General features: G+C 62.4%; 25 protein-coding genes and 1 tRNA gene. 20 read left to right on the top strand and 6 right to left on the bottom strand.

Translation table 11 applies throughout. The features are described 5' to 3' along the window. Together A8V01_RS14040 and A8V01_RS14035 are read left to right on the top strand one after the other, a co-directional pair. Positions 1-326, top strand: a 326-nt coding sequence (locus A8V01_RS14040; protein ID WP_211295015.1) for a gp53-like domain-containing protein, incomplete at its 5' end; no start/stop codon positions are given. Positions 327-328: 2 nt separating this feature from the next. Next, a complete protein-coding gene (locus A8V01_RS14035) occupies positions 329-1,606 on the top strand; it encodes a contractile injection system protein, VgrG/Pvc8 family (RefSeq protein WP_245892545.1) in 1,278 nt (425 codons plus the stop codon). Between the two features lie 10 nt (positions 1,607-1,616). On the opposite strand, the gene A8V01_RS28200 is transcribed toward A8V01_RS14035, so the two are convergent. From A8V01_RS28200 to A8V01_RS28935, 3 genes are all read right to left on the bottom strand, one after another. Beyond that, positions 1,617-2,315 (bottom strand): DUF4145 domain-containing protein, encoded by a 699-nt coding sequence (locus tag A8V01_RS28200; RefSeq protein WP_146037262.1) that lies wholly within the window; start codon positions 2,313-2,315, stop codon positions 1,617-1,619. 109 nt (positions 2,316-2,424) lie between these two features. Then, entirely contained in the window at positions 2,425-3,168 is a 744-nt protein-coding gene (locus tag A8V01_RS14025; RefSeq protein ID WP_103096453.1) for a DUF2939 domain-containing protein, read from the bottom strand. Between the two features lie 300 nt (positions 3,169-3,468). Then, complete coding sequence (locus A8V01_RS28935) at positions 3,469-4,005, bottom strand: helix-turn-helix domain-containing protein (protein ID WP_211295014.1); 537 nt, start codon at positions 4,003-4,005, stop codon at positions 3,469-3,471. A gap of 33 nt (positions 4,006-4,038) precedes the next feature. On the opposite strand from A8V01_RS28935, the gene A8V01_RS14015 reads away from it, so the two are divergent. From A8V01_RS14015 to A8V01_RS29770, 11 genes are all read left to right on the top strand, one after another. After that, positions 4,039-4,395, top strand: coding sequence for a carph-isopro domain-containing protein (locus A8V01_RS14015; RefSeq protein WP_146037261.1), 357 nt, complete (start codon positions 4,039-4,041; stop codon positions 4,393-4,395). Next, positions 4,392-4,883, top strand: a complete 492-nt coding sequence (locus tag A8V01_RS14010) for a hypothetical protein (RefSeq protein WP_103096451.1) — start codon at positions 4,392-4,394, stop codon at positions 4,881-4,883. Before A8V01_RS14015 ends, A8V01_RS14010 begins: the two co-directional genes overlap by 4 nt. Further along, positions 4,883-5,188, top strand: a complete 306-nt coding sequence (locus tag A8V01_RS29570) for an ogr/Delta-like zinc finger family protein (protein WP_103096450.1) — start codon at positions 4,883-4,885, stop codon at positions 5,186-5,188. The genes A8V01_RS14010 and A8V01_RS29570 overlap by 1 nt, the downstream gene beginning before the upstream one ends. Positions 5,189-5,287: 99 nt before the next feature. Next, complete coding sequence (locus A8V01_RS14000) at positions 5,288-5,491, top strand: hypothetical protein (RefSeq protein WP_103096449.1); 204 nt, start codon at positions 5,288-5,290, stop codon at positions 5,489-5,491. Continuing rightward, positions 5,488-5,667 (top strand): hypothetical protein, encoded by a 180-nt coding sequence (locus A8V01_RS13995; RefSeq protein WP_103096467.1) that lies wholly within the window; start codon positions 5,488-5,490, stop codon positions 5,665-5,667. Before A8V01_RS14000 ends, A8V01_RS13995 begins: the two co-directional genes overlap by 4 nt. A 3-nt stretch (positions 5,668-5,670) precedes the next feature. Further along, positions 5,671-8,400 (top strand): toprim domain-containing protein, encoded by a 2,730-nt coding sequence (locus A8V01_RS13990; RefSeq protein ID WP_103096448.1) that lies wholly within the window; start codon positions 5,671-5,673, stop codon positions 8,398-8,400. Positions 8,401-8,417: 17 nt separating this feature from the next. After that, positions 8,418-8,921, top strand: a complete 504-nt coding sequence (locus A8V01_RS13985) for a hypothetical protein (protein WP_103096447.1) — start codon at positions 8,418-8,420, stop codon at positions 8,919-8,921. Positions 8,922-8,936: 15 nt separating this feature from the next. Continuing rightward, on the top strand, positions 8,937-9,179 hold the full coding sequence (locus A8V01_RS13980; RefSeq protein ID WP_103096446.1) for a DUF2312 domain-containing protein: 243 nt from the start codon (positions 8,937-8,939) through the stop codon (positions 9,177-9,179). Continuing rightward, positions 9,179-9,376 carry a hypothetical protein gene (locus A8V01_RS13975; protein WP_103096445.1) on the top strand — a complete coding sequence of 66 codons (198 nt, stop codon included), beginning with the start codon at positions 9,179-9,181 and terminating at the stop codon, positions 9,374-9,376. Before A8V01_RS13980 ends, A8V01_RS13975 begins: the two co-directional genes overlap by 1 nt. After that, a complete protein-coding gene (locus tag A8V01_RS13970; RefSeq protein WP_103096444.1) occupies positions 9,373-9,591 on the top strand; it encodes a hypothetical protein in 219 nt (72 codons plus the stop codon). The genes A8V01_RS13975 and A8V01_RS13970 overlap by 4 nt, the downstream gene beginning before the upstream one ends. 135 nt (positions 9,592-9,726) lie before the next feature. Beyond that, positions 9,727-9,915 (top strand): helix-turn-helix transcriptional regulator, encoded by a 189-nt coding sequence (locus A8V01_RS29770; protein ID WP_103096443.1) that lies wholly within the window; start codon positions 9,727-9,729, stop codon positions 9,913-9,915. A 4-nt stretch (positions 9,916-9,919) separates the two neighbouring features. Here the strand turns inward: A8V01_RS29770 and A8V01_RS13960 are convergent, their stop codons facing one another. After that, positions 9,920-11,260 (bottom strand): tyrosine-type recombinase/integrase, encoded by a 1,341-nt coding sequence (locus A8V01_RS13960; RefSeq protein ID WP_245892542.1) that lies wholly within the window; start codon positions 11,258-11,260, stop codon positions 9,920-9,922. Between the two features lie 152 nt (positions 11,261-11,412). Further along, positions 11,413-11,503: transfer RNA gene (locus A8V01_RS13955), tRNA-Ser, on the bottom strand. A gap of 78 nt (positions 11,504-11,581) precedes the next feature. On the opposite strand from A8V01_RS13955, the gene A8V01_RS13950 reads away from it, so the two are divergent. After that, positions 11,582-12,559: a peptidylprolyl isomerase gene (locus A8V01_RS13950; RefSeq protein WP_103096441.1), complete on the top strand. Its 978-nt coding sequence runs from the start codon at positions 11,582-11,584 to the stop codon at positions 12,557-12,559. Then, positions 12,556-12,882: a DUF1905 domain-containing protein gene (locus tag A8V01_RS13945; protein ID WP_103096440.1), complete on the top strand. Its 327-nt coding sequence runs from the start codon at positions 12,556-12,558 to the stop codon at positions 12,880-12,882. Before A8V01_RS13950 ends, A8V01_RS13945 begins: the two co-directional genes overlap by 4 nt. A 31-nt stretch (positions 12,883-12,913) precedes the next feature. Here the strand turns inward: A8V01_RS13945 and A8V01_RS13940 are convergent, their stop codons facing one another. After that, on the bottom strand, positions 12,914-15,007 hold the full coding sequence (locus tag A8V01_RS13940; RefSeq protein WP_103096439.1) for a RelA/SpoT family protein: 2,094 nt from the start codon (positions 15,005-15,007) through the stop codon (positions 12,914-12,916). Positions 15,008-15,354: 347 nt separating this feature from the next. Here A8V01_RS13940 and A8V01_RS13935 point away from each other — a divergent pair, with 347 nt between their 5' ends. From A8V01_RS13935 to rutA, 5 genes are read left to right on the top strand one after another with little or no spacing between them, the layout of a single operon-like run. Continuing rightward, the gene (locus tag A8V01_RS13935) at positions 15,355-15,834 is read left to right on the top strand and encodes a PilZ domain-containing protein (protein ID WP_170065933.1); all 480 of its coding nucleotides are present in this window, start codon (positions 15,355-15,357) and stop codon (positions 15,832-15,834) included. 60 nt (positions 15,835-15,894) lie between these two features. Next, the gene (rutB, locus tag A8V01_RS13930) at positions 15,895-16,638 is read left to right on the top strand and encodes a pyrimidine utilization protein B (protein ID WP_103096437.1); all 744 of its coding nucleotides are present in this window, start codon (positions 15,895-15,897) and stop codon (positions 16,636-16,638) included. Between the two features lie 2 nt (positions 16,639-16,640). After that, complete coding sequence (rutC, locus tag A8V01_RS13925) at positions 16,641-17,024, top strand: pyrimidine utilization protein C (RefSeq protein WP_103096436.1); 384 nt, start codon at positions 16,641-16,643, stop codon at positions 17,022-17,024. Further along, positions 17,017-17,799: a pyrimidine utilization protein D gene (gene rutD / locus A8V01_RS13920; RefSeq protein ID WP_103096435.1), complete on the top strand. Its 783-nt coding sequence runs from the start codon at positions 17,017-17,019 to the stop codon at positions 17,797-17,799. Before rutC ends, rutD begins: the two co-directional genes overlap by 8 nt. 3 nt (positions 17,800-17,802) lie before the next feature. Continuing rightward, positions 17,803-18,873: a pyrimidine utilization protein A gene (rutA, locus tag A8V01_RS13915; protein ID WP_103096434.1), complete on the top strand. Its 1,071-nt coding sequence runs from the start codon at positions 17,803-17,805 to the stop codon at positions 18,871-18,873. Positions 18,874-19,094 lie beyond the last annotated feature (221 nt).

Genomic DNA, 19,094 nt, shown 5'->3' with positions numbered 1-19,094 from the left:
TTGCCGACGACAGGGTCGTGACACCCCGCAGGCTTGGGCCGATCACGATGAAGCTGGCGCAGAACGGTTACATTCGCTTCTTCGGCTTCCAGATGGGCTGGGGACGCTTCAGCGCCGGTTCCAACGGCTCGACGGCGGTGGACTTTGCAGAGGCATTCCCGACTGCATGCTTTTCCGTGGTCGCCAGCGGGTCCAGCGATACCAGCAGTGACGCAAAGGACAACTGGCCTGCCGTGCAGACCAGTTCGATCACCCGCACCGGCTTCAGCGTCTTCAACGCCAACGATAATTCCGACAACTGCGCCTACATCGCGGTGGGGTACTGAACATGGCCAAGATCACCGCCCTTCCCCGCATTCCCGATGGCGAGGCTTCCGGCACCGAACTGCTGCCCCTTGTCAAAGGGGGCAAGACCATGGCCGCGCCGGTCGTGGAAATCGTCACCCCTGCCGTAAAGCCCTTCGCTGACGCTGCCGCGCTGGCAAAGGATCAGGCGGCCGACCTCGTCCGCCCGGAAAACATCTTCATCGACGCTGATCCTGCAGCCGTCAAAGCCCAGCTTGCAGAGGGCACGTACTTCAAGCTGGTCAGCACCCTGACCGGGATCCGCAACAACATCCCCGACTGGCGCCTGACGCTGGATGGCCGGGACCTGTCCGGTGCGATCCGCCCGCGCCTCATCTCTCTGACCCTGTCGGAGAAGCGGGGGGATGAGGCCGATCAGCTGGATATCGTGCTCAGTGATGATGACGGTATGCTGGCAATCCCGCCTGAGGGCGCAGTTCTTCGCGTCCATCTGGGCTGGCTACAGGGCTGCGACGTCACGCCGGGCCTGATCGATAAGGGCAGCTTCAAGGTGGACGACGTTACGCACAGCGGCCCGCCTGATCAGATTACTATCAAGGCGCGGGCGGCAGACTTCACCAGCGAGATCCGAAACCGCCGTGCACACAGCTGGTCGAACACCACGCTGGGCGCTGTCCTGCGCGATGTTGCCGGGCGCAATGGCCTCTCGGCCCGCATCGCGCCTGCTCTGGCGTCGATCGCGCTGCCGACCCTCAGCCAGAGCCGGGAAAGCGACGTCGCGTTCCTGCGCCGTCTGGGGCAAGAAAATGATGCGGTCGCAACGATCAAAGACCAGCACCTGATCTTCGCGCCGAAGGGTGCCGGGCAGACCAGCGACGGCCGGGCGCTTCCCACGCTCACCATCCGCCGACGCGACGGTGATGGGCACTCATGGCAGCGTCAGAAGCGTGATGGGCAGGAAGGTGTCTCGGCCTGCTGGCACGATCGCAAAGCTGCGAAGAAGCAGACGGTGACCGAGGGCAAGGCGGACGGCGCCAAGAAGCTGCGCAAGGTCTACCCGGACGAGGCATCCGCGAAGCGCGCGGCGAAGGCGGAACAGCGCCGTCTCCAGCGCGCGCCGGCCACTCTCGACGTCACCCTCGTTCTCGGCCGTGCCGATGCCTATCCTGAGGCGCGCGCGACCGTGGCCGGTTTTAAGCCGGAGATCGACGCGACAGTGTGGCTGATTTCAGAGGTGACCCACCGACTGGGCAAAGGCGGCGGGTTTAGAAGCGATTTGAAGATGGAGACGTCATCTTGAAACGCGCGCTTTAGTCTCTACGCCGATCCTCACGCCGCGCCCTTGCCTCTATCAAACGCTGAGGCTCAGTATAAACTCGCTCAAGCAGAACGCGCGAAAAGTCTAATAAATCTTCAGCGTCAATTTTTGCGAGCGAACCGTCATGTGCCGCATCGTTACCGTCTTCTCGCACGCAATCTGCAATCTCACGTAATGGCGCGGGCAAGCGTCCTGTTTCAAACAGCCATGCAAGCCGATCGTACAATCTAGTCCGTTGAGCGCGGTTAGGGCCGCCTTCCTGGTCCGTAGATGGTAAAAGCGACTTTGTAGTCATGTCTAATACAAGACGAAACATCGCACCGGCAGCGTTGTAGCATGCCAGAGACAGGCAAGTAGCGCCCTCCCTAAATATGACTGCAACATCATCCGGCACATGATCCGGAGCGCAAATTGTAGAATTATCTTTAACTGAAACATAATCCATAATGAAAAAATGATCATTTAAATTAGCAGAACTAACCCATGCAGTATTTTCTTTGTACTTACTTCTAGAAAAATGATTAATAAGAAAAATAACAAAAACTGTTGCGCTTTTGCAGTGCCTACATACCGCCGGCACCTCATATTTATCTTGCCAGTCATTGTCAGTGCCAATAAAGTTTCGGCCAATGACGTCGAACGTTATTTTTTTCGTGGAACAGCGCGGACAATCGTGGGTAAGTGTCGGCATCACTTTACTTTCATTTTTAAAGACGTCCCATGCAAGTGCTCGGGGCACATCATGTTACCCTTTCGTTTTTGCACGCTTCAGTTTAAACAGCTCCTTTGCGGGTCACGCCTCAGATGGGCTTCTTTTCCGCCAGCGTCGGCACCTCAATATCCACCAAATCCCAACCCAGCCCATCGCGCTTGAAGATCAGCGACGGCACCTTTTCACCGTCCTTGGCCTTGGGCCGGGCGATGAACCTGTCCAGCCCGCGACGGTCGATCTCCCACTCGGCTTCCTCGCGCGTGCTCTGATCGGCCACCGACTTGTCGGGATCCTTCATCTTCCCGCTTTCAACCATCACTTTAATGCCGTCTGGCGACACGACCCCGTCGATCATCGGGTCTATGATGGCGCCCGCAAAGGCCATGCCCATCGCGGCGAAGGGGTTGTCCTTCTCCTTCGCCATTTCGGCGACCATCATCGCGCGCATCTGGCTTTTCAAGGATTCGCGGATGGCAGGGAAATCGACGCGCTCGCGCAATTCATCCTTGTCGCCTGCCAGCGCTGCCTCCCGCAGTCCCTGCATCGCCATACCGGGTGACAGCCAGTACCAGGCACCTGCCGCTACGATAAGCGCGGCAATGCCGGCTAGAATCGCCTTCTTCATATAACCCCCGTTCAAAATCTTTGAACGGGGTAGGGCGCGGCGACATGCGCTGTCTACTGACAATAGCTGTCGAACATCGCCTATTCTGCTGCCGGTTGCCCCTCCCCGGTCAGGACATTGACCATCACTTGAAAGAAACGCAGCAGATCCCGCTCGTCCTGGGAAAGCCATATAGCGCGGTTTCTTCCAGCGCCTGACGTACATCATCCTCACTAGCCTGTAGCAGCAGGTCCTTCATAATCATTTTTATTCCCCGGTTCGCCACAGGCAAGGCTCTCTTGGCCGGGTGAACATATTCCAATGCTGTTGCCGATCAAACGATGATCCAGACCAACAGCAATTTGCCGCGTGTAAAAATCCTACACGCATAGGAAATTTCCTCTTCCCTACACGCGAACGGATTGCCAATACCAGAACGAATCGGGAACACGTTGAGGCGCGCTGGAGTGAGTGATGACGTATTACGACTGACGCCGGGATGCGAGCAATCGTGCCTGCGGTGTTCGATCAGTTGCGCGACGGCGGTTGCTGTCCGCGATCATCTTTGGCGTCAGCTGGAGGATGCCCGCCGAGAGGCCGCGTTGCGCCCATCTCCGCATCAATCACGGCAGGTCCGATTGCTCCAAAGCCAACTGGTAGCTGCTGAGCGAGAATGCGCGCGGCTTCAGCCCGCGATGCTTCCGCCGGTATCAGCGCCAGCAACGTTTCAAACATCGCTGCAAGCGCGGCTTCACTAGGCATTACCGCCTGCACGGTGAAATATGTCACTGCTGGCCGGGCCGCTTCCACTGCCCGCGCTTCGGGCTCCGCCTCTGCATCGCTGAGACCTGCCAATGCCATTACGTCCGCAGGCTCCACGCCTCGGCGAGAAAGAACGGCCGCGATCTGTCTAGTCAGGTCTAACGGCAATTCCCGCTTTTTGAAGCGCTTGGGATCCTCGAAATACGCGTAGCGGGAATGACCGATGCCAAGCTCCTCCGCCATGGCGCGAATCGACAGAGGCGGAACCGCAGATTTCCGCAGTTCTTTGAGGCGAGTGTTCACTGAAACTGTCACTCGGCGAGCCATGCAAAAATTTTGCACATCGTCTGCGTAAATTATGACTTGATTGCCGTGTACTTTTTTTGCACACAGTTGGTTATGAAACGGCTCACCTCAATTTTCGACCTGTTCGGCGGCATCCGTCCGATGGCTCGCGCCCTCGGCGAAAGCCCCAGCAAGGTCATGGCGTGGAAGCGCGCCGGGCACATTCCGGCCCAGAAGCAGGCCGAAGTGCTGGATAAGGGCCTCGCCCTCGGCATCGCGCTTACTGCCGAACATCTCATCTTTCCCCGTGGCCGCCCTTCGGATGTCGCAACCACCCTAACGGCCACTCCCGCTCCCGTCGCTTGCGATCGGCAACCAAAAACGCAAACGACGGGAGCGGGCGAATGACAAAGCCTCGGGATCCCGTATCTTTCTCTATGGCGATCACAACTGTCGCGGGCCTGATCGGGTGGGAAGAAGCGGCCCGCGTCACCGGCCGCAAGGTCCGTACCGTCCGCCATTGGAGCGAGAGCGACAACGGCGGGACGCCGACGTTGCAGCAGGCCGCTGCCCTTGACCGTGCCTACATCGCCGCAGGCGGTGGCTATGCGCCCATCGCGGACAGCTTCACCCGGCAGATGGAAATCGTGATGGCCGATCAGGATGCCTGTCGCATCGCCCTGGCCAACGACGTGGCCCTGTTTTCTCGCGAGACGGGCGACGCCCTGAGCCACTGCATCCAGGCGATGCAGCCGGGCGCGTCACCGGCCCTGATCTACCGCGCCATTGCCGAAACCGAGGAAGCCGACGCGGTCGTACCGCGACTCCTTGGCCGTCTGAAAGCCCTTCTGCCCGGCAATGGTGCCGTGCGCGAAGCCATTGGGGAAAAGAAGTAATGTCGGGGCGTCCGATCCAACTTCCACATGTGTGCTGTCCGGCTTGCGGAGGCCGGGCATTTGCGCGGTCGGCAGGCAAGACAAGCCTCACCTTCCGTGAGGTCTACTTCACCTGCCGCAATCCTGATGCATGCGGGCATCAGTTCGTGGTGGAGATGACCGCCACCCGGACCACGAAGCCCAGCCGCTACCCGGCGCCCAAGCACAAGTTGCCGATGACGACGTGGCGTGAAGCAGCGAACGATCGCGCAGCCAACGATGACGGTCCACCCGACAAACCGAAATCAAGCGCGGCCGTCACCTGAACTGACGGCCGCGCCCAACTGACTTCCTGATTTTGATGCCTTCGAACCCGGCTCGCTTCCGGGAACGCCCCAGCTTTGCCTACTTACCGGAGCCTCTCCATGCATCTCACCAACCATAGCCACTTCGGCGCAGCGCTCCAGCAGCCACGCCGACAATCGGGCTCATCACCGTCTCTCCTGGCCGCATGGCGCGATCTGTGGCGCAGCCTGCCATACGACATTCGCCGCGACACCATCGCGCTGTTCTGCTTGACCCCGACGCTGCTGGAAGCCTTCGCCTTCGCTTGGGTGATGCTGCCGTGATCCAGATTTCCCAGCTGATGCGAGAAGGCCGCGACGCGGTGATCGCAGAGAAGTTCCGCGACGGTCGCCCCGCCACCAATCCCTACGGCCCCCATTCGAAGCGCCGCGTCTTCTGGCAGCGCGGCGCCGACGAAGCGCGCTCCCGCGCCGATGCCGTCCTGCAGATCGGAGCCTGATCCATGGACATGCGCGAAGACATCCGCCGGGCTTTGCTGCCCCTGCTCAAGGCCGACTTCAAATGGAAGAAGCAGACCGGCACATGGCTGCGCCAAGGCAAGTGCCCGGATTGCAACGAGCATTCCGTATTCACCCATGAGCAGAACCCATGGGTGATGAGTTGCGAACGCACCAACAAGTGCGGTTGGCAGGGATCTTCCCGCGATCTCTATCCCGAGATTTTCGATACGTGGTCGAACCGCTTCAAGGCGACGCCTGAGAACCCCACCGCCGCAGCGGATGCCTATCTCAGCGACGCACGGCGGCTCAACCTGCTCGGCATGCGCGACGCATATTCGCAGGAATATTATCGCGACGAGGCGCGCCGGATCGGATCGGCCACGGTCCGCTTCCCGCTCCCCGGCGGTAGCTGGTGGGAACGCCTGATCGACCAGCCCGGCCGGTTCGACCGCAAGGCCCGCTTCGCGCCCGGCAAGACCTACAAGGGGCAGGCGTGGCAGCGACCCGACGTGTCGATAGAGGACATGGCCAACGCGCCCAGCATCTGGTTCGCCGAAGGCATCTTCAACGCATGGGCGCTGGAGCAGGCCGGACAGCGCGCCGCCTCGACGATGTCGAGCAACAACTACCCGGCTGAGTTCCTACGTCAGCTGCGCACCCACATCGCCGCATCGGACACCCCGTACCGCAAGCCCAAGATCGTCTTCGCCTTCGACGTAGGCGCAGCCGGCACCAAGGCGAGCCGCGATTTCGTGGAGAAGGCGACGAAGGAAGGATGGGACGCTACCGCCGCCCAGCCCATGGGCGAGGATGAAAGCGGCAAGGAACTCGACTGGAATGACCTGCTCGGCTTCGACCGCCTGGGCGAAGCGGACCGGGCCGAATACCTTTGGCACGGCAAGGTGCTCCTCGCTGCAAATGCGCAGGAAAAAGCGTTCCTAATCTGGGACAAGCACCGCTGGAACAGCTTCCACTTCACCTTCGGCAACCGCACGTACTGGTGCTCGATCGACATAGCGGTCGTACAGGAGAAGATTGACGAATACCGCCGGGGCCGCACCCGCGAGTTGAAGGAGATCGACAAGGACGAAGAAGCCGCAATCCGCGAGAAGGCCTCGCTTGAGGCGCTTTCGGTCGAGGAGATCGCCAACTGCGCCTTCCGCGTCCTGTATCGGCAGCGGGACGAGGCGACCGACGAGACCAAGTTCTATCTCAACATCAGCTATCCCAGCGGTAAGCGTCCGTCGGTGAAGGGCGATTTCACCGCCGCCCAGCTACGCAAGGCATCGAACTTCGAAGATCGCCTGTTCGCCTTTGGTGGCGTCTGGACCGGCAGCGGCCTTCAGCTGACCCGCATCCTGCAGCAGCAGACCCCTGACCTGCCCGACGTCCGCCCGCTCGGCTTCACCGGCTATTGCCGTGATTCGCAGACCTACGTCTTCGGCCCGATCGCCGTCGCCGGTGGCCGCGTCTATAAGCCCAATGAGAACGAGTTCTTCCAGATCGGCAAGAAGGCCCTCAAGCTGGGCACGTCGGAAAAGCTGCTCGATATCGACTATGACGCGGATCAGCTGGACGTCAGCTGGCTCCCGCATCTCTGGACCGCCTACGGCGCCAAGGGCATCGTCTGCCTGACCTTCTACTTCGCCTCCCTGTTCGCCGAGCAGGTCCGGGCCGAAATGAAGAGCTTCCCGTTCCTCGAAATGCACGGCCTGCCCGGCACCGGCAAAACCACGCTGGTGGAGTTCCTTTGGAAGCTGCTGGGGCGTGAGAACTACGAGGGCTTCGACCCTGCCAAGGCCACGCCCGCCGCCATGGCGCGCAACCTCGGCAAGGTCGGTAACCTGCCCGTCGTCCTGATCGAAGGCGACCGCCGGGAAGAGGCCAGCCACGCCAAGCGGTTCGAGTGGGAAGAACTGAAAACCGCCTACAACGGCCGGTCGGTGCGCTCACGCGGCGTCAAGAACGGCGGCATGGAGACGTTCGAGCCGCCTTTCCGTGGCGCCATAATCATCGAGCAGAACGAGCCGGTGAATGCCTCGCGAGCAGTGCTGGAACGTATCATGTCGCTCGGCTTCGACATGTCGGGCTGGTCGCCAGATACCAAGGTCGCAGCCGAGAAGCTTGAACAGTGGCCGATCGAGAAGGTGTCCGGCTTCATCGTCCACGCCACGAAGCGCGAGGGCGAGGTTCTGGCCCGCTTCCGACAGGCCTTCGCGCAGTATGAAGCTGAATTGCTGGGCATGCCCGCGATCCGCACCAACCGTCTGGCTAAGACGCATGGTCAGCTGCTCGCGTTTCTGGACGCTATGCGCACCATCGTGCCGCTGACAGATGACCAGCAGGCCGCGACGGCCCGCTTTGTCGTCGAGATTGCCACGACGCGGCAGACTGCCGTCAACAGCGAAGACCCTGTGGTCAGCCTGTTCTGGGAGCGCTTCGACTACCTCGAAGAGAACGAAGACCGGGTCGCCACTGTCGGCCACATCAACCACCATCGCCGCCACGACGAAGGCCTGATCGCCGTCCGCCTGAACGAGATGGAGGCCCGCTGCGCCGACAAGCGCTTGGCGCTGCCCACCCACGCCGAACTCATCCGCGCGCTGAAAACCTCGAAGAACCGCCGCTTCGTCGAAGTCACTGCGGTCAATTCGCGAAACGACAATGTCGGCGCCGTCCGCTGCTGGGTCTTCGAAGACCGCAGCCGCGCCGCCGGTCACCGCAAATCCTGAAAATCGAAAGGACGATCATGCGTACCGTACCTTCGCTGCTGTCCATGCTGGATGATCCCGAGGCTATGCCGCCGCCACCGCTCCCCGCGCCGGTCATGCCATGGGACTACATCCGGATGCGCCGTCTCGCCGCTGGCAAGACGATCGAGGAAGCATCGCGCCCGTTCTGGCACCATGATGAACATCAGGCCGACGTCGAGCGCAACATGCGCCAGATCGAGGCCGTGGGCTTCCGAGTGAAGCGCCTGTGGGACATGTCCCGCTCATACCGCCTCAACGGCACAGTTTACCGCCAGCTGTGCGACACCCCGCCCGAACAGCACCCGCGCCTGTGCCGGGCCTGCGGATGGGACGAGTGGTCTACTCAACTGGATACCGAGGGCCTCGACTGCACATGGTCGGCCCACGATCCCGAGATCTGCACCCTGTGCGATCAGATCAAGCGCAAGAAATTCCAGCCCCGCCCGGCCAACACCCAGCCTTCAACCAACCCGCGCAGCGCCAACCAGCGCGCCGCCTGACCTCAAGGAATTCCCATGTCCGAAACCAACGGCCCCGAAGATCGCCTGCGGCTGCTGATCGAGCGGATCGAGCGCCTGGAAGAAGAGAAGAAGGGCATCAGCGACGACATCCGCGATGTCTACAACGAGGCAAAGGCGGTCGGTTACGACGTCCCCGCCATGAAGCAGATCGTGAAGATCCGGCGCATGCTGCCGGAAAACCGGCGCGAACTGGACATGATCCTCGATACCTACAAGTCCGCACTGGGGATCGACTGATGCGCCGCCACCGCATGGATACCGTCCATCCGCTTGGCTGTACGTGCAGGGCCTGCGCCCCGCGCGCCTGCCGTGATCACCGCATCGATATGGCCATCAAAGGCGCCACCCGCGCCCTGTTCCTGATCGCCGCCATTATGATGATCCCGTTCATCATCGCGCACGCGCTCGCCAGCGCGAAAGGAGAAAGCCGATGAGGTTCCTCTACCTCGAACCCGCCAACGACTGGACGGACGACACCGTGGAAGAGCGCCTGCGCGTCTGCGCAGAGGCACTATACGCCCACCAGCTGATCAACGATCGCCGCTTCAACGAGATCACCACCGGAATAACGAAGCGCGCCGATCGCCAGCGCGACCTGCGCGCCCGCAACCGCCTTGGCCCCGCCGTGCGTCAGGACGGTGTGGCATGACGAAGCGCCCCGCCACGTTGAAGAGCGTCAAGAACTGCCCGCCCGCGCGTGATTCCCGAGGAACACCGTTCGCGCTGACCTTCTGGGTTCACCTCGCAGCAAGATCGCGACCAAGGCAGAAAGGAAAATGGCGGCGTGACTACTCAACAGCCCGAAAGGCTCCTGAAAATCAGCGAGGTCATGGATCGAACTTCGCTGTCCCGCGCGCACATTTACACCCTAATGTCGCGCGGTGACTTCCCCGCGCAGCGCAAACTCGGCCACCGCTGCGTACGATGGGTCGAGAGCGAAGTAGATGCCTGGACGCGTCGCGTCGCCACATAATCTCTCAGCGACCGGGTTTGCCCGGCCCGGTCGCCGCAAATCGCATGGGCTGACCAATGTGCATCCCTGCCGGCCACATATCCACGATTAGCAGGCTGGCCCATTCCTCTGCGATTTCGCGTCTGCGCGGCATATAGGCTGCCCGATTATAGGCGCCCTCGACCTTGTTGGCAGGAACGTGCGCCAGCATTAGATCGATGATCGCTCGATCGGGCGACGCGCCAGTGTGCCCGGCCGCCTTCCATTCGCGCTCTACCCGTTCATTCATGATCGTCGAGAAGGCAGATCGGAACCCATGCGGAACGTGCCGCTGGTAATATCCCGCCCGGATTAGCAATGCCCGTAAGGTATTTTCGCTCATAGGCCGGTGGGCATGGCGATCGGACGGAAACACAAGATCAATGTCGCCGGTCAGGGAAATCATTGCGCGCAGCACGTCTACCGCTTGCGGAGCCAACGGGACAAGGTGATCCCCGCTTTCCTCCCCTTTCCTATCCGCGTCGCCCTTCATTCGGTGGGCGGGTATGCGCCATAGTGGCATCTTTCCGTCCAGATCCTCGAACTCGCACCAACGTGCAGCATGCAATTCATTCGGCCGTACCGCCGTCAGGGCCAGAAGCCTAAGCGCAAGCTTGGTCGATGCACGACACCGCTCTGCCTCGGCACATACAAGCATCTGTCGAAGGGCATCCAGATCGGTGATTGCCGGTTGCGGCTTGGCCTTCGGCTTCTTCGGCAACGCAATTGCGAGGCTGGCTGCCGGATCCCGCTGCGCCTGCCCCTTGGCGATGGCGTATACGAAGATGGCGCTGATCCGCTGCCGCGTCCGATGTGCCGTCTCGATCGCTCCCCCATCCACGATCCTTTGCAACAGCCCCAACACCTCCGGCGCCTCGATATCCTCGATCGCTCGATGGCCCAACACCGGGTACACCGCCTTGTCCAGGCAATCGGCCACATCCTGCGCATGCACCTTCGACCAGCGCCCCGTCTGCAGCTTGTGCCATGCTTGGCCGACGTCCTTGAATGTCGGGCGCATATCGGCCTCTGCAGGAGCCCTTTCGAACAAATCGATTGGTCGGGGCTCCACGCCCTTTGCTAAAAGTTCCTTGGCCCGATCCCTCGCGTCCCGCGCATCTTTCAGGGAAATCGCCGGATAGCGCCCGATCGTCAGCGTCTTCTGCACCGGCTTGCCCTTGGCATTGCGGCCGAACTGGTAATTCATGCGCCACGCGCGACCGCCAACGGGGGAGACGTGCAGATAAAGCTGCTCGCCGTCCGAAAGCTTGTAGGCTTCCCCGGTGCCCTTGGCGTTGCGAACCTTCGCGTCGCTCAGCGAGCCCATACCATACTCCCCGAATCGCGTACCATAGATCATGCCATATGGCAGAGCCGATGCACGAGAACAAACGAGGACAATAGCAGACACAGCGCACACGCCGAAGCGCTCAAAAATGGCTGAAATCAGACGTTTAAGGAAGTTTGCAGACTAGCTGCTGGCGGAGCGGGAGGGATTCGAACCCTCGATACGCTTTTGACGTATACTCACTTTCCAGGCGAGCGCCTTCGACCACTCGGCCACCGCTCCGCATGCACTGGTAAGGAGGCGGCCACTAGCGAGTCGCGGAGGGTTTCGCAAGCGGTGTGGTGATGGCATGAAGCGTTCATGCGCACTTTCTTCGCCTCGCTCACGCTTGCGGCCCTGTCTGTCCCCGCGTTGGCGGCCGACAAGGCCCCCGTAACGTCCCCTGTCACCCCCAACGATGTCATTGATGCCGCCCCTGCCTCAGACTGGCAGCGTATCGCGCCGGGCGACCTGATGGTCATGGATTTGACGCCCGATGCCAAAGGCAGCGCGCGGCGGGTGGTGATCCAGCTGATGCCCGCACCGTTCTCGCAAGGTTGGGTCGGCAATATCCGCAAGCTGGTCGCCGCGCACTGGTTCGACGGGATCGCGGTAGTGCGGGTTCAGGACAATTACGTCGTGCAATGGGGCGATCCCGATGGCGAGACGCCGGGGAAGGCCAGGGCGTTGCCCGGCGGATTAGCCAAGCCGACCGAGCAGGACTACGTTGCGCGGCTCGACGAGCGCCTACTTTCGAAATTCATGCAACGCAGCCAGGAAGAGGCCAGCCGAACCGCGAGCATTCCGACCAATCCGGATTCCTATCTGCGTGGCGGCCTTACCGTGTTCGATCAGGGCTGGCCCCTCGCTACCGACGGGCGCACCGGCTGGCCCGTCCACTGCTACGGCATGGTCGGCGTTGGCCGAAATCTTTCGCCCGATACCGGCACCGGGGCGGAGCTTTATACCGTGATCGGACAGGCGCCGCGCCAGCTGGACCGCAACATCGCGCTCGTCGGGCGGATCATCGCGGGGATGGAGCACTTGTCCTCGCTGCCGCGCGGAACGGGCACGCTGGGCTTCTACGAAACGCCGGGAGAGCGCACACCGATCGTCTCGGTGCGGATGGGTAGCGACGTGGCGAACCTGCCCGCTTACGAATACCTCTCCACCGAAAGCGCCAGCTTCGCAGCCTATGTCAACAAGCGGGCAAACCGGAAGGACAGCTTCTACATCCAGCCCGCGGGCGGCGTGGATATCTGCAACACGCCGGTGCCGATCCGAGTGGCAAAGCGATGAGCACGTATAGCGAGCATCTGCACCACACCGGCCGCCTGTGGCGCTGGACCGGCGGGGCGAACAACGGCACCTGGCACTTCCTCACCATCGACGGCGCGGCAGGAGAGGCGCTTTCGGGCACCGCGATCATGCGCAAGCTGGAAGGCTCGGCGCGCGGGTTCGGATCGCTCAAGGTCAAGGCGCGGATCGGCGGGACCGACTTTGCGACTTCCGTGTTCCCCAGCAAGTCTGACGGCGGCTGGCTGCTGCCGGTCAAGGCCGCCGTGCGCAAGGCCGAGGGTATCGGCGAAGGCGATGACGTCGACGTTTCGCTGACGTTCTGAGCGGCCCTCCCCAAGCAAGCTCGGGGAGGAACTAGATCCGTTCGGCGTCGGCCACCGCGTCGCTGGCGCGCAGGGCGCCGACGATGCGGGTCAGGTGCGCAAGGTCGGACACTTCAAGGTCCACCTCGTAAGTGCCGAAGGGCTCATCGCGCTGGGTCATCTGAAGGTTGGTGACGTTGGCGCGGTTGCTGGCAAGGATCTGCGTTACTTCGGCCAGCGTGCCGGGGCGGTTGTAGAGGATCAGCCGCAGGCGTCCGACCGCGCCGGTGGTTCGTTCACCCCATGACAGGTCGAGCCAGTCGGCATCGACCCCGCTCGCCAGGGTCATGCAGTCGATCGCGTGGACTTCCACCTTGTGGTCGGGACGGCGCAGGCCGACGATACGGTCGCCGGGGACGGGATGGCAGCATTCCGCCAGTTCGAACCCAACGCCGGCGGTGAGCCCGCGGATCGAAATCGCACGTTCGGTGCGGGTCCACTCCTGATCGTCGGGCAATTCCGCGGTGCTGCCCGGAACCAGCGCCTCCATGACCTGACGGTCCGACAACCGGCCTGAGCCGATCGCGAACATCAGGTCTTCCTCGTCCCGCAGGTCCAGCCGTTCGATCGCGTGGGTGAGCGCTTTCTTGCCCACCTTCTGCGGCAGGCGGCCTGCGATCTCGTCGTAGAGCTTGGAGCCGATTTCGGCCACTTCCGCGCGTTCCTTGGCACGCACGGCGCGGCGGATGGCGGCGCGGGCCTTGCCGGTGACGACGAAGCCCAGCCACGAAAGCTGCGGCTCGGACGTGGTGCTCTTGATGATTTCCACCACGTCGCCGTTGGCCAGTTGCGTGCGCATCGGCACATGGCGTCCGTTGATCTTCACGCCGACAGCGGCATTGCCCAGATTGGTGTGGACGGCATAAGCGAAGTCCACCGCCGTCGATCCCTTGGGCAGCTGGAACAGCGCACCCTTGGGCGTGAAAGCGAAGATGCGATCCTGATAGATCGCCATCTTGGTGTTTTCGAGCAGTTCCTCGGCGTCGTGGCTGGCATCGACGATCTCGATCAGGTCGCGCAGCCAGCCGACCTGCCCGTCCGGCCGCGACCCACCCTGCTTGTAGGCCCAGTGGGCGGCAAGGCCGAATTCGTTGAGGCGGTGCATCTCACGCGTGCGGATCTGCACTTCGATGCGCATGGAACGCTGGAATATCAACGCGGTATGCAGGGACTGATAGCCGTTCGACTTTGGCGTCGAGATGTAGTCCTTGAAGCGGCCGGGGATCATCTGCCAGGACTGGTGCAGCACACCCAGCGCGCGGTAGCAGTCGTCCACATTGTCCGTCAGGACGCGGAAGGCCATGATATCGGTGATCTGTTCGAAGTTCACATGGCGTTCGGCCATCTTGCGCCAGATCGAATAGGGGTGCTTCTCCCGGCCGGAGACTTCGACGTTCAGCCCCGCCTCGGCCAGCACCTGCTTGATCGAAAGCGCCAGTTCGTCGACCTGCCCGCCCTCTTCGCTGCGGATCTGCGCAAGGCGGCCGGTGATCGTTGCGTAGCCTTCGGGCTCCAACTGCTCAAACGCCAGCAACTGCATTTCGCGCATGTATTCATACATACCCACGCGTTCGGCCAGCGGAGCGTAGATATCCATGGTTTCGCGGGCGATGCGGCGGCGCTTCTCCTCCTTCTTGATGTAGTGGAGGGTGCGCATGTTGTGCAGGCGATCAGCCAGCTTGACGAGCAGGACGCGCAAGTCCTCGCTCATCGCGAGCAGAAACTTGCGCAGGTTTTCCGCCGCGCGTTCGCTCTCGGTCATCACTTCGATCTTGGAGAGCTTGGTGACCCCGTCGACCAGCCGCGCCACGTCCGGGCCGAACAGCTTCTCGATCTCATCGATAGTGGCGAGGGTATCTTCCACTGTATCGTGAAGCAGCGCAGTGATGATCGTCTGCTGATCGAGCTTCAGCTCGGTCATGAGGCCCGCGACTTCAACCGGGTGGCTGAAGTAAGGGTCGCCACTGGCGCGTTTCTGGGTGCCGTGCTTCTGCACGGTATAGACGTAGGCACGGTTCAGGAGGGCCTCATCGGCCTCCGGCGCGTATTCCTTGACGCGTTCGACGAGTTCGTACTGGCGGAGCATGCTGACCTGTCATGTCAGGTTTTATTGCATCGCGACAAGAGGCGCGAGCATGGAATGCATATTTTGCAACGGGAAAACGGTGCACCAGCCATGCACCCAGCGATACTCAAAGGTACCATAACGGCACCTGACCCACCCATGGTCACGGATTCAATCGTTTTCACAAGGCAAGTTACGTAAGGGAATTGTTAACCATCCAGGAACCACGTCGCTGCACAATGGCAGGCGAACCGGATGGCGCACTCTTTCACCCCCCATCGCGGCGCCTCCGGTTCGCCCTGCCCCCGTTCAGGCACGGCAGCATGTTGCGGCGGGGGGGAACGGATTCGAAAAGGGTAGCCGATCTCATGGCGGACATCGACGATTTCGCGACCAGCGAGCGGCCCGACTGGCTCAAGGCACTGGCACGGCGGGCGTCCATTGCTTCGGAAGCGGCGGCTGGGGACAGCGCACAGCAGCAACAGCGCGCGCCGCGCGTGCGCACGCTGATCAAGGCCGTCATCGGCGGCGACGGCCGCGCCGGAGAGGACGTGATCGTGCGCAACGTGTCACCCGGCGGCATGTGCATCGCATCGCGCACGATGCTCCCCAGCATGGGCGAGATGCTGCGCGTGTCGCTGCCCGGACAGGCCGATCTGCAGGCGCAGGTGCGCTGGGTCGGCAAGGGTGAGTTCGGCGTGCTGCTTACCGGCGGCAGCGGCCTTGACGTCGATCGCATCCAGTCCACCAATCGCCAGCGCAACGCCGGTTTCGCGGCTGCGCTTGAACGGTTGCTGGGCGTCCGGCCGCAGGAGCCGCGCCCCTCCGCAGGTGCCCGCGCCTTCTGAACCTGCCAGCTTGACCACCCCGGCCTTGACCACCCCGGACCTGTGACCGATAGTGTCCGGGTGAGCGAGATCATCGTCGACCCGTCCCCCGGTTCCAACGCCTCTGCAGTGCTTCCTGCGCGACCCGAGGCGATCCGGCTCGATCCGGCAACCACAGCCGTGATTGTGGTCGACATGCAGAACGCCTATGCCTCCAAAGGCGGATATGTGGATGAGGCGGGCTTCGATGTCGCGCCTGCCGCCGCCGCCATCGGGCGCATCGCAGAGGTGCTGGACACCGCCCGCGCGGCGGGAATGACGGTGGTGTTCCTGCAAAACGGCTGGGATGCGGACTACGCGGAGGCCGGCACCCCGCTCTCGCCAAACTTCCACAAGTCCAACGCGCTCAAGACCATGCGCAAACGGCCCGAACTTTCCGGCAAGTTCCTTGCGCGTGGGGGCTGGGATTATGAACTGGTCGATGCGCTGACGCCCAAGGAGGGCGACCTGCGGGTCCACAAGCCGCGCTATTCGGCCTTCTTCAATTCTCAGCTCGATTCCGTGCTGCGCGCACGCGGCATCCGCACGCTGGTGTTCACCGGCATCGCCACCAACGTCTGCGTCGAATCGACCCTGCGCGACGGCTTCCACCTCGAATATTTCGGCGTGCTGCTGGAGGATGCGACGCATCACCTCGGCCCCGATTTCATCAGGGAGGCCACCGTCTACAACGTCGAGAAGTTCTTCGGCTGGGTCAGCACGGTCGCCGATTTCCGCACCGCCGTAAGCCAGCTGCCGCCCCCCGAGAATCAGAAGGATCAGTGACGATGCCCTTCCAGGCCGTAAACCCGCCCGAATTCCCCACCCCGATCGCGCCTTACTCGGCCGGGGCGAAAGCGGGCAACGTGCTTTACGTTTCGGGGATGCTGGCGCTGGGCGAAGGCGGCACGGTGCTGCACGTGGGTGATGCGGCGGGGCAGACCCGGCACGTGCTGGAAGCGATCCGGATCACCGTAGAGGCTGCGGGCGGCACCATGGCCGACGTCGCCATGAACCACATCTTCCTCAAGGACATGGCCGACTACGCCGCGTTCAACGCCGTGTATGCCGAGTATTTCCCCGGCGACAAGCCCGCGCGCTACTGCATCAGGGCCGACCTTGTGAAGCCGGACTGCCTGGTCGAGATCGCGTCGGTCGCGCATCTTGGCTGAGGCGGCCGGCCTCCACTATGAACTCCACGGCCCCGAAGGCGCGCCCCCGCTGATCCTGTCGAGCGGGCTTGGCGGCAGCGGCGCTTACTGGCAGCCCAACCTTGCCGCACTTGCGCAGGATCACCGCGTCCTGACTTACGACCAGCGCGGCACCGGCCGCAGCGACCGCGCGCTGCCCGAAACGACCTCGATCGCGGACATGGCGCAGGACGTCATCGCGCTGATGGACGCGACCGGGATCGCGCGGGCGCACTTCATCGGCCATGCGCTGGGGGGGATGATCGGGATCGAAACGGCTCTTGCATCTGGCCGGATCGACAGGCTGGTGGTGATCAACGGCTGGCGCACCGTGTCCCCGCATACCCGCCGCTGCTTCGAGGCGCGCCTTGCCCTGCTTCGTCATGCGGGGACCGAGCCGTTCCTGCGCGCGCAGCCGCTGTTCCTGTACCCGCCCGACTGGATCGCCGCCAACGATGCGCAGCTGGAAGCCGAGCTGGCGCACCACATCGCGGGCTTTCCCGGAGCGCAGACGATGGAAAAGCGCATCGCCGCCGTCAGCGCCTATGCCCCCTCGGCCGAGCGATTGGCGCGGCTTGGCAAAACCCTCGTCATCGCCACCCGCGACGATTTCCTTGCGCCATACGCCGCCTGCCTCGACCTTGCAGAGCCCATCCCCGACGCCGAAGCCGCCACCTTCGACTGGGGCGGCCATGCCTGCAACGTCACCGATCCCGATCGTTTCAACCGCCTCGTCCTCGATTTCCTCGGGAGCTAGTCCATGCAAGTCGGCGTCTTCGTGCCCATCAACAACAACGGCTGGCTGATCAGCACGACTTCGCCGCAGTACATGCCCAGCTTCGATCTCAACAAGGAGATCGCGATCCGGGCCGAAAGGCACGGGCTCGACTTTCTGCTCTCGATGATCAAGCTGCGCGGGTTCGGCGGGAAAAGCGAGTTCTGGGAATACGGGCTGGAAAGCTTCACGCTGATGTCCGGCCTTGCGGCGGTGACTGAAAAAATCAAAATCTTCGCCACCTGCCCCACGCTGATCATCCCGCCCGCCTTCGCCGCGCGGATGTGCAACACGATCGATTCGATCAGCCACGGCCGCTTCGGGCTCAACCTCATCACCGGCTGGCAGCCGCCCGAATACACGCAAATGGGCCTGTGGCCGGGCGAGGAGCATTTCCGCAACCGCTATCAGGTACTGGACGAATACGCCCGCATCCTGCGCGAGCTGTGGGAAACGGGCCGCTCTGACTTCAAGGGCGAACATTACACGATGGACGACTGCCTCGTGCGGCCGACCCCGCAGGGCGACATGAAGATCATCTGCGCAGGCTCATCCGACGCGGGGCTGGCGTTCTCGGCGAAGTGGGCGGACTATGCCTTCTGCCTGGGCAAGGGCGTCAACACGCCCACTGCGTTCGCCTTCAACAACGAACGGCTGGCGAAATTCACCGCCGAAACCGGGCGCGACGTGCAGGTGTTCGTTCTCGTCATGATCATCGCCGCCGAAACCGATGAGGAAGCGCAAGGCAGGTGGCAGCTCTACAACGATGGCGTCGATATCGACGCGATCGGATGGCTGGCCGATCAGGGTGCGAAGGACACTATCAACACCGACACCAACGTGCGCCAGCTGGCCGCTCCGGAGGGCGCGGTGAACATCAACATGGGCACCCTCGTCGGCAGCTATGAAAGCGTGGCGCGGATGCTGGATGAAATGGCGCAGGTTCCGGGAACCGGCGGCGTACTGCTGACGTTCGACGACTTCGTGGAAGGGGTGGAGAACTTCGGCACCCGCATCCAGCCGCTGATGAAAAGCCGCGCCCACATATCGGCGTAGAAGAAGAAAGCCCGGAATCCCGCAAGCAGGATTCCGGGCAAGTCATAAAGGATCGCATCGGTTTACCGATCCTTCGGGTCGCCATCCGCAAATGCCCGAAGTCGCGATTCGTTTCATACCACGATCATGGTATCCGCCCCTCAATCCGCCTCGATTTACATGGGCTTGCTTAAAGTTGACGGCGCGTTCACATTGAGCGCCGGGGCAGTCGGGGGGCAGCA

The organism is Novosphingobium guangzhouense (genome assembly GCF_002896965.1).
GTDB lineage: Bacteria > Pseudomonadota > Alphaproteobacteria > Sphingomonadales > Sphingomonadaceae > Novosphingobium > Novosphingobium guangzhouense.
Note: the sequence above shows the minus strand (reverse complement) of the source record. Positions and strands in the feature narration are given on the sequence as shown.